This window comes from Bradyrhizobium sp. LMTR 3 (assembly GCF_001693485.1).
Taxonomy (GTDB): domain Bacteria; phylum Pseudomonadota; class Alphaproteobacteria; order Rhizobiales; family Xanthobacteraceae; genus Bradyrhizobium.
The window spans coordinates 107,063-121,735 of sequence record NZ_MAXC01000004.1 but is presented as its reverse complement, the minus strand read 5'-3'; the positions used below and the strand labels follow the sequence as shown (position 1 = coordinate 121,735).

Sequence of the window (14,673 nt, the reverse complement as noted above, 5' to 3'; positions counted from 1 at the left end):
CCGTGGCATGGTGGGTTACGCCTTCGGCTAACCCACCCCACCGCAGTTACACCCGTTCGATGATCGTGGCCGTCCCCATGCCGCCGCCGATGCACAGCGTCACCAGCGCTGTCGACTTGTTGGTGCGCTCCAACTCGTCGAGTACGGTGCCGAGGATCATGGCGCCCGTCGCCCCTAACGGATGGCCGAGCGCGATCGCACCGCCATTGACGTTGATCTTCGAATTGTCGATCTCGAACGCCTGCATGTAACGCAGCACGACGGAAGCAAAGGCCTCGTTGAGCTCGAACAGGTCGATGTCCGACTTCTTCATGCCGGAACGCTCGAACAGCTTTTCGGTGACATCGACCGGGCCGGTCAGCATCATCGCGGGCTCCGAGCCGATATTGGCGAAGGCACGGATTTTTGCGCGCGGCTTCAGGCCGTGCTTGGCGCCTGCTTCCTTGCTGCCGAGCAGCACCGCGCCGGCGCCATCGACGATGCCGGAAGAGTTGCCGGCATGGTGGACGTAATTGACGCGCTCGATTTCGGGGTGCGACTGGATCGCGACCGCATCGAAGCCGCCCATCTGCCCGACGACGGTGAACGACGGCTGCAGTTGCGCCAGCGACTGCATCGTCGTCGTGGGCCGCATGTGCTCATCCTTGGCGAGGATGGTGAGGCCGTTGACGTCCTTCACCGGAACCACGGACTTGTTGAAGCGACCCTCGTCCCAGGCCTTGGCGGCGCGCTGCTGGCTCTGCACGGCATAGGCGTCGACGTCGTCGCGCGAAAAGCCGTATTTGGTGGCGATCAGATCGGCCGAGACGCCCTGCGGCATGAAATAGGACGGCACCGCCATCGACGGGTCCATCGGCCAGGCGCCGCCGGACGCGCCGATGCCGACGCGGCTCATCGATTCGGCGCCACCGCCGATCACGAGTTCATGCTGGCCGGCCATGATCTGGGCGGCGGCAAAATTCACGGCATCGAGGCCGGAGGCGCAGAACCGGCTGATCTGCACGCCGGGAACGCTTTCGCCGAGGCCCGCCTTCAGCGCCGCGAAGCGCGCGATGTCGCTGCCGGCTTCGCCGACCGGATCGACCACGCCGAGGATGACGTCGTCAACGACGTCTTCAGCGAGGTTGTTGCGTTCCTTCAGCGCCTGCAGCGGCACCGTGGCGAGCGCCAGCGCCGTGACCTCGTGAAGCGCGCCATCGGGCTTGCCGCGGCCGCGCGGGGTGCGAACGTGATCGTAGATATATGCCTCAGGCATGACGCCCTCCTGGTATGAGGATCATAATATTATAGGCAGATCGAACGGGAAACGGCGAAAAAATCAGAAGGCTTCCGCCGCCAATTCCATGGTGGTCGCGCAACCGGACTGAATGCGCGCCAGATGAACGTGGGTTTCCGGCAGCATCCGCTCCATGAAGAAGCGGCCGGTCACCAGCTTGGTCGTCAGATAGGGCGTGGCGCCATCCGCCGCAATCTTGTCCTGCGCCACCTTCGCCATCCGCGCCCACATGTAGCCGAAGGCGACGAGGCCGAACAATTGCATGTAGTCGGTGGCGGCGGCGCCGGCGTTGTCGGGTTTGGTCAACGCGTTCTGCATCAGCCAGCCGGTGGCCTGCTGCAGGTGGCCGAGCGCGGTCGAGAGCGGCGCCACGAACGGCTTCATCGCTTCGTCGCCGCCGTGCTCCTTGGCAAAGCCTGCGACCTCGGCAAAGAACGCCATCACGGCGCGGCCGCCGTTCCGCGGCAGCTTGCGGCCGACCAGGTCGAGCGCCTGGATGCCGTTGGCGCCCTCATAGAGCATGGCGATGCGCGCATCGCGCACGAACTGCTCCATGCCGTGCTCGGCGATATAGCCGTGGCCGCCATACATCTGCTGCGCCAGCACCGCGTTGGAGAAGCCGACGTCGGTCATCACGCCTTTCATGACCGGGGTCATCAGACCCATATGGTCGTCGGCGGCCTCTCGATCCTTCGGATCGGAGGAGCGGTGGGCGACGTCGCTCTTCAGCGCGGTCCATACCACCATGGCGCGCGCCGCCTCGTTGAAGGCGCGGATGGTGAGCAGCACGCGGCGAACATCAGGGTGCACGATGATCGGGTCGGCCGGCTTCTCAGGCTCCTTGGCGCCCGTGAGTGAGCGGCCCTGCAGGCGCTCGCGCGCATAGGCGACGGCGTTTTGATAGGCGACTTCGGACTGCGCCAGCCCCTGCACGGCGACGCCGAGGCGGGCCTCGTTCATCATCACGAACATGCCCTGCATGCCCTTGTTCTCTTCGCCGATCAGCCAGCCGGTGGCGTTGTCGTAGTTCATCACGCAGGTCGAATTGCCGTGGATGCCCATCTTGTGCTCGATCGAGCCGCAGGACACACCGTTGCGCTGCCCGAGCGAACCGTCGGCGTTGACGAGGAATTTCGGCACCACGAAGAGCGACACGCCCTTGATGCCGGCGGGAGCGCCTTCGATGCGAGCCAGCACCAGATGGATGATGTTCTCGGCGAGGTCATGCTCGCCGGACGAGATGAATATCTTGGTGCCCGTGATCTTGTAGCTGCCGTCGGCCTGCTTCACCGCCTTGCTGCGCAACAGGCCGAGATCCGTGCCGCATTGCGGCTCGGTGAGGTTCATGGTGCCGGTCCACTGACCCGCCACCATCTTCGGCACGAACATGTTCTTCTGTTCAGGCTTGCCGTGCACCAGGAGCGCAGCGGTCGCGCCCATGGTCAGGCCGCCATACATCGAGAACGCCATGTTGGCCGCGCTCTGGAATTCGGTGACGACCTGGCTCAGCGTCACCGGCAGCCCCTGCCCGCCATATTCCGCCGGCGCCGACAGACCGAGCCAGCCACCTTCGGCCACCTGCTTGAAGGCTTCCTTGAACCCCTTCGGCGTCGTCACCGAGCCGTCGTCATGCCGCTTGCAGCCTTCGAGATCGCCGACACGGTTGAGCGGCTGCAGCACCTCTTCGGAGAGTTTTGCGGCCTCGCCCAAAATCGCCTCGCGCACATCGGCGGAGGCGTCGGTGAAACCGGGCAGATTGTCGTAGCGGTCGATCTGGAACACGTCGTTGAGCAGGAAGGTGACGTCTTCCACGGGGGCTTTGTAGATCGGCATGATGTTCTCCCGGCAGGGGCAGGCTTGAAAACTGGCGGCGGCGCTTGACGTAAAACTGTGCGGCGTTCCGGAAAGCGACCTTATCCGGTTCGCTACGTCCTAGGGAGTGACCAGGCCGGCAAATATCCCGACAGCCATTGCGACATATAACGACGCCGGGGATGGTGACGGCCTCGATCGCCCCTCGTCACTGCTTGGCGAGTTGCTCCCCCATCAAGCGGTGTAGCAGATTGATTCCCTTCAGCGGACGTACCATCACCTTGAAGTGCGTGATCTTACCGTCATCGCTGAACGTGATGATGTCGACGCCGTTGATCTTGATGCCCTCGATCTCGTTTTCGAATTCGAGGACCGCGCCGTTCGGGCTGCGCCATTCGCCTGTGTATTTGAAGCCGGGGCCGCCCAGCACCTTCTCGGCGCTCGCCAGATATTTGAAGGTGATGTCGCGCCCGCGCTGCGGCGTATGAACGACGGGGCTTTCAAACACCGCATCCGGGTGCAACAGATCCCATAACGCCGCCGTGTCATGGGACTTCATGTAGCCGTACCACTTGTCGAGGCCGCTCATGGTCATCATGTCTCCTTTGCGGGCGATGACGGGCTGGCGCCAGAGAATCGGCTTCTCCGGAGCTTATGCGCGTTGACGCATATGCAACTTTATGCATAATGTCAAATCACAATGAATGCCGGAGGCCAGCGTCTTGGCGCTTGGTGACGCGATCCTTGCTTGCCTGACCGAACGTCCGATGACGGGCTACGAGCTCGCCAAGACGTTCGACAACTCGATCGGGTTTTTCTGGAAGGCCGACCACCAGCAGATCTACCGGGAACTCACAAAGCTTCGCGACCGCGGCCACATCCAGGGCCGCGAGGTGGTGCAGTCCGGCAAGCCGAACAAGCTGGTCTATACCCTCACCCCGGAGGGGCGCGCCGCGCTCCGGCATTGGGCCGCGCGGCCGAGCGTTCCGGCTTCGATCAAGGACGACCTTCTGGTGCGGCTCTACGCGCTCGACAGTGTCGACATCGAACCATTGCGCACCGATCTGATGGCGCGGCTGGAACACCACCGCGACCGCTTCGCCCGCTACGAACGCCTGCTCAACAAGCGATTCCCTGACGGCACGGCGCCGCCGGCCGATGTCGGCAAATTGCTGGGACTTCGCATCGGCCTCGCCCACGAGCGCGCCGTGGCGGAATGGTGCGAAGAGGCGATCGAGGCATTGTCGGCCCTGTCTTCCGGCGTGGAGCGGACCAACGTCGTGCCGATCGAGGACGTCAAGCGCGAAACCAGCGGCTAACGCCGGCCGATTTGGCCGCCCGATAACTTTTGAGGCCGTCCGTCCCATTCCTTAACCCCTTCTTTACCGTAACGCGAAAAAGTCAGTTCCGAGGCAGGCGACCCGCGCGAAAATACGATTGTCTCTCAAGTGGGACGCGCGGGGAGGCTGATGGCGCGGGTGGGGCGCCGTAGCGGAACCGGACGAGAGCATGAATTCGCGCGTATCGTGGAGTGTTGACGGCATCGATCCATCGGTCCGCGACAGGGCCGAGGCGGCAGCGCGCCGCGCCGGCATGTCGCTGAACGAATGGCTGAATTCCACCATCGGCGAACCGGCCCCGCCCAGTTTCGGCGCGCCCTCCGGTCAGCGGCCGGCGACGCCGGGCCGGCAGATCCCCGACGTGGCCGACATTCACCAGCGGCTGGATTCGATCACAAAGCAGATCGAGCAGATTTCGCGGCCTGCAGCCCGCGGCGAAGCCGCTCAAGGCGAGCCGACGGTGGCGCGCCAGCTCAACGAGGCCATTTCGCGCCTCGACGCGCGGCTGTCGCAGATTTCGAATCCCGTGCCGGCGCGTCAGGCCCAGATGCAGGAACGGCAGCGTCAGACCGATTTGGTCGAGCGTGCCGCGGCCCAGGTCTATCGACCGTCGCCGCCGCTTAGCCCGGCCTCAATGGATTTTGCGGTCGCCGAAATCACCGCGCGCCAGAACGAACTCGATACTCCGCCGCCGCGCCCGATGCCGCCGCGCAATGCCGCGCCGACGGCCTCGGCCCCCCAGCCCCATTCTGCGCAACCCAAATCTGTGCCGCCAATGACGCAGGCCACGCCTGCGGGACCGGACTTTTCTTCGCTCGAACGGCACCTGATCAAGATCACGAGCCAGATCGAGGCGCTGCAGCGTCCCGATCATATTGAACAGTCGATTGCGGCGTTCCGCAGCGAGCTTGCCGAAATCCGTCAGGCCATCACCGAGGCGGTGCCACGCCGGGAGATCGAATCGCTCGAGAACGAAATCCGCTCGCTGTCCCGCCGCATCGACGATAGCCGCCACAACGGCACCGACGGCCAGATGCTGGCCAACATCGAGAGCGCGCTCGGCGAAATCCGCGAAGCGTTGCGCTCGTTGACGCCGGCCGAGCAGCTCACCGGCTATGACGAGGCGATCCACAATCTCGGCGCCAAGCTCGACCTGATCCTGCGCTCGAACGACGATCCGTCGACGGTGCAGCAGCTCGAAAGCGCGATCGCGGCGCTGCGCGGGATCGTCTCCAACGTCGCCTCCAACGACGCGCTGGCCCGCCTCGCCGACGACGTGCACACGCTGTCGGCCAAGGTCGACCAGCTTTCGCGCTTTGACGGCAACAGCGATGCCTTCGGTATTCTCGAACAGCGCCTGGCCGCGCTGACCTCGACGCTGGAATCCCGGCAACCGCCGGCCGCGAGCGAGAATTCGGAGTATGTCGAAAACGCGCTGCGCTCGCTGTCGGAGCGGCTCGACCGTATTCCGGCCGGCGACGACAATGCGTCGGCATTTGCCCATCTCGAACAGCGCGTCTCGTATCTCTTGGAGCGCCTGGAAGCCGATCGTTCCGCAGCTCCGGCCATCGACCTCGGACGGGTCGAGGAAGGCCTGCACGACATTTTGCGTTCTCTCGAACGCCAGCACGCCAGCCTGGTCGCACTCGCCGAATCCAACCGCAATTCCGGCAGTGCATCGCAGCCGACGGACTCGGGCATCGTCGACCTGGTCAAGCGCGAATTATCCGATATCCGCTTCAGCCAGTCGGAGACCGATCGCCGCACGCAGGACTCGCTGGAGACCGTTCACAATACGCTCGGCCATGTGGTCGATCGCCTGTCGATGATCGAAGGCGATCTGCGCGGGGTTCGCGGTGCGCCGGCTGCGTCCGCCGCTCCGCTTGCAGCGGCCGAAATGAGCGAGGAAGCGCCCCGCCCGACCACGCCGCTGATGACCTATCCGCAGCAATCGAAGCCGGAATTGCCGAACCCTGCCGCGCTGCAGGGGAATGGTGCCGAGCCCTTTGCCGCCGCCCCGCGCGAATTCCACGCCGTGCAGGCGGTCGCGCCGGTTGCGCCGCCACTACCGCCGCGGGCGATCAGCGAAATTCTGGAGCCGCATGCGGCCGCACCGCGCACCGCAATCGCGCCGGAATTGCCGCCGGATCACCCGCTCGAGCCTGGCACGCGGCCGCCGCCGCGCGTCGCTTCGCCATCCGAACGGATCGCCGCTTCCGAAAACGCGATCAGCGAGATTGCTTCCGCACCCAAGGAGCCGGTCAGCTCATCGAGCTTCATTGCCGCTGCGCGCCGCGCCGCGCAGGCCGCAGCCGCCGCGCCGCCGCCCGAGAAAGCCGGACGTTCGGCTGCGAAGGCCGCGTCGAAGGACAAGGGCGGCGACAAGGCCAAGGTGGACGACAAGAACGCCTCGAGCATTTCCTCCAAAATCCGCTCGTTGCTGGTCGGCGCGAGCGTGGTCGTGATCGTGCTCGGCACTTTCAAGATGGCGATGACGCTGCTCGATACCGGCAGCGTGCTGCAACTGCCGGTGATGGAACAGTCGAGAGAGCCGGCCGCACCGGCGCAGGCTCCCGCGCCCTCGGAGAGCAGCGTCAGGCCCGCTCCTGCGATGCCCGCACCGCAGGCGCCCTCGATGATCTCGCCGACGCCGGTCGAGAAGCAATCGAACAATTCTTCCGCCCCGAACACGCTGGACAGCGCGCGGGTCGCAGCCCCGCCGCAGGCCACGTCCCCGGTTACGGCCAGCGATATCACCGGCGCGATCCAGGCGATGCCGGCCAGCGGCGGCAAGCTTGCGATGATCGCGGTGCCGCCGAGCGAGCGGCTGCCCGATGGTATCGGCGGCCCGGTGCTGCGCGCCGCTGCGCTGAAGGGCGACCCGGCCGCGGCTTACGAGGTCGGCGTGCGCTTTGCCGAAGGCAAGGGCGTCGCCCCGAACCTCGACGAGGCCGCCAAATGGTACGACCGCGCGGCGCAAGCCGGCGTGGTGCCCGCACTGTTCCGGCTCGGCACCTTCTACGAGAAGGGCATGAGCGTGAAAAAGGACCTGGATATCGCGCGGCGTTACTACGTGCAGGCGGCCGAGCGCGGCAGCGCCAAGGCGATGCATAATCTGGCCGTGCTCGACGCCGATGGCGGCGGCAAGGGTGCCAACTACAAGAGCGCGTCGATCTGGTTCCGCAAAGCCGCCGATCGCGGCGTCGCCGACAGCCAGTTCAACCTCGGCATCCTCTATGCCCGCGGCATCGGCGTCGAACAGAACCTCGCCGAATCCTTCAAATGGTTCAGCCTCGCAGCCGCCCAGGGCGATGCGGATGCCGGCCGCAAGCGCGACGATGTTGCCAAGCGCCTCGACGCCCAGTCGCTGGCAGCGGCCAAGCTTGCGATCCAGACCTTCACCGTGGAGCCGCAGCCCGACGAGGCCGTTAACGTAGGCTCACCCGCCGGCGGCTGGGATTCGCCCCCCTCACCTGCCACGGGCAAGCCCGCCACCAAGCCGGCTGCGACCAAGCGCACCGCCGCCGTTCACTAAGCGCTTACCGCGGCATCGCCGCCATATCCCCGGCTATAAATTCGTATTAGTGCTCTGGTCAGCTTGATCCTGAACGGGTCTGGCTTGCCAAGAGGATCGATTGTCAGCCGACGACAGCCAGAACGGGGAAAATCGCCTCCGCCGCTCGCCGACGGGCCCTGCGGTTGCGCCACCGCGCCTCCCGCCCGGTCAGGCCCCGGCGCCGCCGCCCCGGCCACCCCGGCGCCAATGGCAGTTTTGGACGGTGGCGATCTTCATCCTGCTGGTTGCCGGCGTGTGCATTCGCGCTTACCGGGACCTGTCGCAACCGGAGGCCTGGCACTACTGGAAGGACCAGTACGTCTCGCCAAGCCTGACATCCCAGGTGATCGATACGCTCCACCTCGACGGTTCGAGCCGGGGGCGCCGCGCCCTGTTCGTCAGCGGCACGATCGGCCCCGCCGCGGCGAGCTGGTTTCGCAGCAGGCTGGACCACGCCAACCTCGCACCCGGTGACATCGTCTTGTTGGCCTCCCCCGGCGGTGATTTGAACCAGGCCGTGATCATGGGCGAGATCATCCGATCGCGCGGGCTAGCGACCGCGGTCGGCGGCGCCGACGCGTCGGGCCGCATCAAGCCCGGTTACTGTGCCAGCGCCTGCGTGCTGGCCTATGCCGGGGGCAAGACCCGCTTCGGCGTATTGGGCTCGGCATTGGGCGTTCATCGGTTTGTCACGACCAGGCCCTTGGGCGATCCCGTCGCAGAGGCTCAGCGGATATCGGGCGCGGTGTTGGGCTACATGACCAAAATGGGGGTTTCATCCTCGATCGTGGAAGCGATGTCCGAGACCAGGGACATTCGCTGGCTCAGCCCCAAGCAGGCGCTGGCGATGAACCTTGTCACCGAGCCGCTCGGAAAGCCCTGAGCCGGCCGAGCGCCGACTCCGCGAACAGACTGGCTTTCGGGATTTTGTAACAGCGTTTCAACGCCCTGGGACACGCGCACGTACGGCAAAAATTTGCCTTGCCGGGCATTTTTAGTCCCTCACGCTGCCGAATTCAGTTATGCAAAGGCGCGGGAACCGGCCCTGCGCACGCAAAGGTGCATGCGCGAACCGGATTCCACTGCCGGCAAATACAAGAGAAACCATGCCCTGAGCGGCTCCTCGGCCGTCTCTTGCGGCAAAGCTACAAAAGCGGACGCGCGTGCAGCTCTACCTCCCGATCGCCGACATTCCGGTCAATGTTTTCCTCATCCTGGCGATGGGCGCGGCGGTCGGGTTCGTCTCCGGCATGTTCGGGATCGGCGGCGGCTTCCTGATGACGCCGCTGCTGATCTTCGTCGGCATTGCGCCCGCGGTCGCGGTCGCCTCGGTCGCCAGCCACATCGCGGCGTCCTCGTTCTCCGGCGCGATCTCCTACTGGCGGCGGCGCGCCATCGATCCGGTTCTGGCGGTGGTGCTGCTGAGCGGCGGCAGTTTAGGCACGGCGCTGGGGGTCTGGACCTTCACGCTGCTGCGCTCGCTCGGTCAGCTCGATCTCATGATCGCGACGTCTTACGTGATCCTGCTGACCACCGTCGGCGGCCTGATGTTCTGGGAAGGCCTGCGGGCGTTGCTGAGGGCGCGCCGCGGCGGTCCTGTCACCACGCGCCGCCCGGGCAGCCATGTCTGGATTCATGGCCTGCCGTTGAAGATGCGCTTCAAGCGCTCGAAAATCTATCTGTCCGTCATTCCGGTCGTCGTGATCGGCCTGGCCATTGGCTTCATCGGTGCCGTGATGGGGATCGGCGGCGGTTTCATCCTGGTGCCGCTGTTGATCTATGTGCTGCGGGTGCCGACCTCGACCGTGATCGGCACCTCGATGGTGCTCACCCTGGTCACGATGGTGTTCGCCACCATGCTGCATGCCGTGACCAATCATCTGGTCGATGCGGTGCTGGCGCTGATCCTGATGGTCGGCGGCGTCACCGGCGCCCAGTTCGGCGCCCGCGCGGGGCAGAAAATCCGGGGCGAACATTTGCGGCTGCTGCTCGGGCTACTGGTTCTCGCCGTGGGCATTCGTTTCGCCGTTGAACTGGTGATCCGGCCCGAGGATCTCTTCACCGTGCGGGAAACAGGAGTGACGGGATGACCGCACGCCTCGCCCGCACGCTCGGATGGCTTGCGCTGGCCGCGGTGCTCGCGGCGTCGCCGGTTCGGGCCGAACGGCTGATCGTTTCGGTGTCCAACCATCGCGTCACCGTGACACCGAACTATTCCGGCGAGGAGTTGGTGCTGTTCGGTTCGGTCGAGAAGGACGCCACCACGCCGGCCAATCGCACCTACGATCTCGTGGTGACGGTTGCCGGCCCGCGCGCCGACATGGTGACGCGCCGCAAGGAGCGCCGGTTCGGGATCTGGATCAACACCGACTCCCGGCAGTTCCTCCAAGTGCCGACCTACCTGGCGCTGTTTTCCAACCGCCCGTTCGACGCCATCGCCTCGCCCGAGGTGCAGCGGCGGCAGCAGCTCGGGCTGAACAACGTGCTGCTCACCCAGCGCGTCGGGCCCGACTACGCCGACGTCGTGCCGGACGATGCGTTCCGCAGCGCCTTCGTGCGGCTGCGCAAGCAGCACGGCCTCTATCGCGAGGAGACCTCGGCGGTGACGTTCCTGACGCCGACGCTGTTCCGCACCGGCATTCCGCTGCCTGCGGAAGTGCCGATCGGTCTCTACAATGTCGAGATCAAGCTGTTCGCCGAAGGCGCGCTGGTGGCCAAGACCGACACTGCGTTTGAAATCGTGAAAGTCGGCTTTGAACAGTTCGTTGCGACAACCGCGCGCCAGAACGGGTTTGTCTATGGGCTCGTCACAGCGTTCATGGCGCTGATGACGGGATGGATGGCGTCGATCGTGTTCCGCAAGGATTAGGCGTCAATGCGTAGGTTGGGTGGAGCGAAGCGATACCCAACATCGGATATCCAACCCGGCGCGAACATGATGGGTATCGCTTTCGCTCCACCCATCCTACGATCTACGATCTCCCGGCAAAAAACCCCACCCCCATCGCGACGACGCTGAGCAGCATTGCCGCGGTGGACAGCCATCCGAGCCAATATAGTGGACCCTTGATGACGTAGCGGTCCATCACGTCCCTGCGGCGCGCCATGAGCATCAGCAGCACCATCACCGGCACGGCGAGCACGCCGTTGATGACCGCGCTCCAGTACAGCGCTGAGATCGGGTTGATCGGCGTGAAGTTCAACGCGATGCCGATGCCGGCCGAGAGCGCCAGCACCGCGTAGAACGCGGCGGCGGCCTTGGGCTTGCGCGCGAGCCCGACCGGCCATCGCCGTCCCTCCCCGACGGCATAGGCGGCGGCGCCGGCGAGCACCGGAATTGCCAGCAGTCCGGTGCCGACGATGCCGAGCGCAAAAATCGTTTCAGCGAACGCGCCGGCGATCGGACGCAGGGCTTCGGCCGCGTCCGCGGAGCTGTGGATATCCGTCTTTCCGGCCGCATGCAGCGTCGCCGCGGCGGTTACGATGATCGACAATGCGATCAGGTTGGAGAACGCCATCCCAACGATGGTGTCAGCGCGAATGCGATTGAATTCCTTCTGCGCGCCGTAATGCTTTTCGACCAGCGGCCGCTTCGCCTTGTCGACGCGCTGATCTTCGGCTTCCTGCGAGGCCTGCCAGAAGAACAGGTAGGGCGAGATCGTGGTGCCAAAGATGGCGACGATGGTGGTGAAATAATCGACACTCCAGGCCGGGCGCGGAATGAGAATGCCGGCGAGCGCCTCGCCCCACGAAACCTCAGCATAGGCGAGCGCGGCGACATAGGCAAACAGGCTGAGCGTCAGCCATTTCAGCACCAACACGTAACGCCTGTAATCGAGGAAGATCTGCGCCGCGACCGAGGTCACGCCGAACAGCAGTACATAGAAGATGCTGTGGCCGCCGATTAGCAGTTTGGTGGCGTCCGCCATCGCGCCGAGATCGGCGCCAATGTTGATCGTGTTGGCGATGAACAGCAACGCCACCACCACGTTGAGCAACAATGGCGAATAATGCCGGCTCACGTTGCCCGCGATACCATGCCCGGTGACGCGGCCGACGCGCGCGGAGATTTCCTGGATCGCCGCCATCAGCGGAAACGTCAGCAGCATGGTCCAGCCGATGCCGTAGCCGAACTGTGCACCTGCCTGGCTGTAGGTGCCGATTCCAGATGGATCGTCGTCGGACGCGCCGGTGATCAGGCCCGGCCCGAGCGATTTGAGGAAGCTGCGGAGGCTGAAGGGCTGGTGCGGCTTTGTCGCCGGCTTCTCGCCGCCATGCTTATGATGGGCGTGCTCGTGTTTCGGGTGGTGCGCCATGCCTCTGATCCAGCGCAGCGACAACGACTGGACTCATGTTCGGTTCCGCACGAGGAGGCCACCGCCGTCGATCCCGGGCGGCTCCAACGGGTCGCGCGAACGCGCGCCCGACGGGGGTCCGAGCCGAACCCGGAATGACGCTGAACAGGCCCGGAGTCGCAAAACCCGCTTGACTTTGACGCTATGTCAAATGGCCATAACGCCCTCCTCAATTCGCTGAGGGAGACAGACATGACCTCGACTCGCCGTACCTTCACCACCCTGCTTGTGGCCTCTACCGTGGCGCTGCCCCGCTTTTCGTTCGCGCAAGGCTCGGCTCGCACCGGCACCATCAAGACGCGGCGATCGACGGTGCCGGTGACGCAGGAGGTGCACGACTCCGCCCTTGCCATGGCCATGCGAGCCAGCATTGCCGCGACACTCGGGTGTACCGACGCCTTCAGCCGGACGGATTTCCGTAGTGAACTTGCCTCTGTGAAGGTGCCGACGCTGCTGCTTCATGGTACGGCCGACATTCCAGTCTCGTTCGAGCAGGCCAAGGCCACCGCGGCCGGCATCGCCGGATCGAAGCTGATCGCCTATCGTGACGCCTCGCACGGGATCGTCGTCACCGAGCGCGACCGCGTGACCAGCGACCTGCAAGCCTTCCTTGCGAGCTAGGGCGGAGACCAAAAATGTTTCGGATTGGCGAATTCGCCCAGATCGCGCAGGTGTCCGGACGGCAGTTGCGGTTCTACGATCAGCTTGGCCTCTTGCGACCGGCGCATATCGACCGGCAGACCGGTTACCGCTACTACTCGATTCGGCAGTTACCGCGGCTCAATAGCATCCTGGCGCTGAAGGAGCTCGGCCTTTCGCTGGAGCAGATCGGGCCCCTGCTCGATCGCGAGCTGTCGCCGGCCGAGCTGCGCAGCATGCTCACCCTGAAGCGGGCGCAGCTCGAACGTTCGCTGCGGGAGGAAGAAGCGCGGCTCCGGCATATCGAATCGCGTATCGCCCAGATCGATCGCGACGGCAAGGCGGACGGGCTCGACGTCATCGTGAAGTCTGTACCGCCGACGCCATTCCTGGCGGTGAACTGCACCTGCGATAGCATGGACGAGGTGGTCCGCATGGTTCGTACCGTCGCCGAAGAAGGCATGCGGCAGATCAGGCCGGCATTGCGCGACAAGCTCGTTGTCGTCGCCCGCAATGACGCCGATTCCGAGCGGTTCGACCTCGACATCGGCTTTTCACTGACGCGCCCCTCCAACGCCAGCGTGCGTATCGCGGGTGACCTGGTGTTGCGCGCCACCGAACTGCCAGATGTCGAGACAATGGCGACGGTGGTGAGGCCGGGCACGAACGCGGAGAGCCACACTTCGTTCGGCACTGTCGGCCGCTGGATCGAGGCCAACCACTATGAGATCGCGGGACCCTGCCGCGAAATCTTCCTCGAACCTATCACCGGCCCGCCCGGCTTCGAAGGCGCCATGGTGGAAATCCAGTTTCCGATCCGCAAGGCGGCCTGACCGCTCCACTCCATTACAATCTTCCACACGCCCGGACGCTCGCGTTTCGGCAACCTGACCGGCTTGCCGATTGACGGCGGCCAAACCCAGCAAGGAGAAGACATGATTACGATCCACGGCGTTCCGCTCTCGGTTCACACCCGCAAAGCCATTGTCACCGCCATCCTGAAAAAGATGGACTACAAGTTCGAGGTTGTGATCCCGGTCATCCCGGACAATCCGCCGCCGAACTGGAGCACGCTCAGCCCGACCGGGCTGATCCCGGCGATACAGGACGGCGACTACACCCTCGCCGATTCCAACGCGATCTGCCTTTATCTGGAGCGGAAGCAGCCGACGCCGGCCGTCCTGCCCGTCGACGCCAAGGCTTACGGCCGCACGCTGTGGTTCGATGCTTATGCCGGAGGCACACTGTTTCGCCACGTTGTGCATCCGCTGTTTCACCAGACCATCGTCGCGCCCAACATCACGAAGGTGCCGTCCGACAAAGCTGTCATCGACGACGTGCTCGAGACGGTGCAGCCGAAGATCTTCGGCTATCTGGAATCGCAGATCGACGGGAAGTTTTTGGTTGGAAACGGGACGACCCTCGCCGACATCGCGGTGGTCTCCAACCTCATCGTCTACCAGTATATCGGCTACAGGGTCGACGCCGCGACGTATCCGAAACTTTCGCGATACGTTCGGGATATCGCCGGGCTGGATGCTTTCCGCAGGGCGCTGGAGGACGAAAAGCCGTTCGTTGCCAATATGGGCCTCGACCGGAGTTTTCTGGACTAGCCGCGCCGTGATTCCGGGGGGCCGCGAAGCGGTGCCATGATGCGCAGTTGCGCATCTGAGAATCCATAACCACTAACGGGAG

12 protein-coding genes are annotated in these 14,673 nt (G+C 64.7%); 8 read left to right on the top strand and 4 right to left on the bottom strand.

What is annotated here, in order from left to right; all coding sequences use genetic code 11:
* Positions 1-46: 46 nt before the first annotated feature.
* The 3 genes from LMTR3_RS04805 to LMTR3_RS04795 all read right to left on the bottom strand — a co-directional run bounded on the left by LMTR3_RS04805 (position 47) and on the right by LMTR3_RS04795 (position 3,683).
* Positions 47-1,255 carry an acetyl-CoA C-acetyltransferase gene (locus LMTR3_RS04805; RefSeq protein ID WP_065743940.1) on the bottom strand — a complete coding sequence of 403 codons (1,209 nt, stop codon included), beginning with the start codon at positions 1,253-1,255 and terminating at the stop codon, positions 47-49.
* Between the two features lie 63 nt (positions 1,256-1,318).
* Positions 1,319-3,109, bottom strand: a complete 1,791-nt coding sequence (locus tag LMTR3_RS04800; RefSeq protein WP_065743939.1) for an acyl-CoA dehydrogenase C-terminal domain-containing protein — start codon at positions 3,107-3,109, stop codon at positions 1,319-1,321.
* A gap of 187 nt (positions 3,110-3,296) precedes the next feature.
* Positions 3,297-3,683, bottom strand: coding sequence for a nuclear transport factor 2 family protein (locus LMTR3_RS04795; protein WP_065733254.1), 387 nt, complete (start codon positions 3,681-3,683; stop codon positions 3,297-3,299).
* 127 nt (positions 3,684-3,810) lie between these two features.
* On the opposite strand from LMTR3_RS04795, the gene LMTR3_RS04790 reads away from it, so the two are divergent.
* From LMTR3_RS04790 to LMTR3_RS04770, 5 genes are all read left to right on the top strand, one after another.
* Complete coding sequence (locus LMTR3_RS04790; RefSeq protein WP_065744045.1) at positions 3,811-4,407, top strand: PadR family transcriptional regulator; 597 nt, start codon at positions 3,811-3,813, stop codon at positions 4,405-4,407.
* Between the two features lie 190 nt (positions 4,408-4,597).
* Entirely contained in the window at positions 4,598-7,963 is a 3,366-nt protein-coding gene (locus tag LMTR3_RS04785; protein ID WP_065743938.1) for a tetratricopeptide repeat protein, read from the top strand.
* Between the two features lie 244 nt (positions 7,964-8,207).
* Positions 8,208-8,867 (top strand): COG3904 family protein, encoded by a 660-nt coding sequence (locus LMTR3_RS04780; RefSeq protein ID WP_245319760.1) that lies wholly within the window; start codon positions 8,208-8,210, stop codon positions 8,865-8,867.
* 280 nt (positions 8,868-9,147) lie between these two features.
* Positions 9,148-10,074, top strand: coding sequence for a sulfite exporter TauE/SafE family protein (locus LMTR3_RS04775; RefSeq protein WP_065743936.1), 927 nt, complete (start codon positions 9,148-9,150; stop codon positions 10,072-10,074).
* On the top strand, positions 10,071-10,853 hold the full coding sequence (locus tag LMTR3_RS04770) for a TIGR02186 family protein (RefSeq protein WP_065743935.1): 783 nt from the start codon (positions 10,071-10,073) through the stop codon (positions 10,851-10,853). The genes LMTR3_RS04775 and LMTR3_RS04770 overlap by 4 nt, the downstream gene beginning before the upstream one ends.
* Positions 10,854-10,956: 103 nt before the next feature.
* On the opposite strand, the gene LMTR3_RS04765 is transcribed toward LMTR3_RS04770, so the two are convergent.
* Positions 10,957-12,300, bottom strand: coding sequence for an NRAMP family divalent metal transporter (locus LMTR3_RS04765; RefSeq protein WP_065743934.1), 1,344 nt, complete (start codon positions 12,298-12,300; stop codon positions 10,957-10,959).
* A 231-nt stretch (positions 12,301-12,531) separates the two neighbouring features.
* Here LMTR3_RS04765 and LMTR3_RS04760 point away from each other — a divergent pair, with 231 nt between their 5' ends.
* From LMTR3_RS04760 to LMTR3_RS04750, 3 genes are all read left to right on the top strand, one after another.
* Positions 12,532-12,960 (top strand): alpha/beta fold hydrolase, encoded by a 429-nt coding sequence (locus tag LMTR3_RS04760; RefSeq protein ID WP_065743933.1) that lies wholly within the window; start codon positions 12,532-12,534, stop codon positions 12,958-12,960.
* Positions 12,961-12,974: 14 nt separating this feature from the next.
* Positions 12,975-13,811: a MerR family transcriptional regulator gene (locus LMTR3_RS04755; protein WP_065743932.1), complete on the top strand. Its 837-nt coding sequence runs from the start codon at positions 12,975-12,977 to the stop codon at positions 13,809-13,811.
* Between the two features lie 102 nt (positions 13,812-13,913).
* Positions 13,914-14,591, top strand: coding sequence for a glutathione S-transferase family protein (locus tag LMTR3_RS04750; protein WP_065743931.1), 678 nt, complete (start codon positions 13,914-13,916; stop codon positions 14,589-14,591).
* Positions 14,592-14,673 lie beyond the last annotated feature (82 nt).

Coding starts and splice junctions, on each gene's coding strand:
- LMTR3_RS04765 (WP_065743934.1), bottom strand. CDS start 12,300: ATGGCGCACCACCCGAAACACGAGCACGCCCATCATAAGCATGGCGGC.
- LMTR3_RS04800 (WP_065743939.1), bottom strand. CDS start 3,109: ATGCCGATCTACAAAGCCCCCGTGGAAGACGTCACCTTCCTGCTCAAC.
- LMTR3_RS04750 (WP_065743931.1), top strand. CDS start 13,914: ATGATTACGATCCACGGCGTTCCGCTCTCGGTTCACACCCGCAAAGCC.
- LMTR3_RS04760 (WP_065743933.1), top strand. CDS start 12,532: ATGACCTCGACTCGCCGTACCTTCACCACCCTGCTTGTGGCCTCTACC.
- LMTR3_RS04805 (WP_065743940.1), bottom strand. CDS start 1,255: ATGCCTGAGGCATATATCTACGATCACGTTCGCACCCCGCGCGGCCGC.
- LMTR3_RS04770 (WP_065743935.1), top strand. CDS start 10,071: ATGACCGCACGCCTCGCCCGCACGCTCGGATGGCTTGCGCTGGCCGCG.
- LMTR3_RS04755 (WP_065743932.1), top strand. CDS start 12,975: ATGTTTCGGATTGGCGAATTCGCCCAGATCGCGCAGGTGTCCGGACGG.
- LMTR3_RS04795 (WP_065733254.1), bottom strand. CDS start 3,683: ATGACCATGAGCGGCCTCGACAAGTGGTACGGCTACATGAAGTCCCAT.
- LMTR3_RS04785 (WP_065743938.1), top strand. CDS start 4,598: ATGAATTCGCGCGTATCGTGGAGTGTTGACGGCATCGATCCATCGGTC.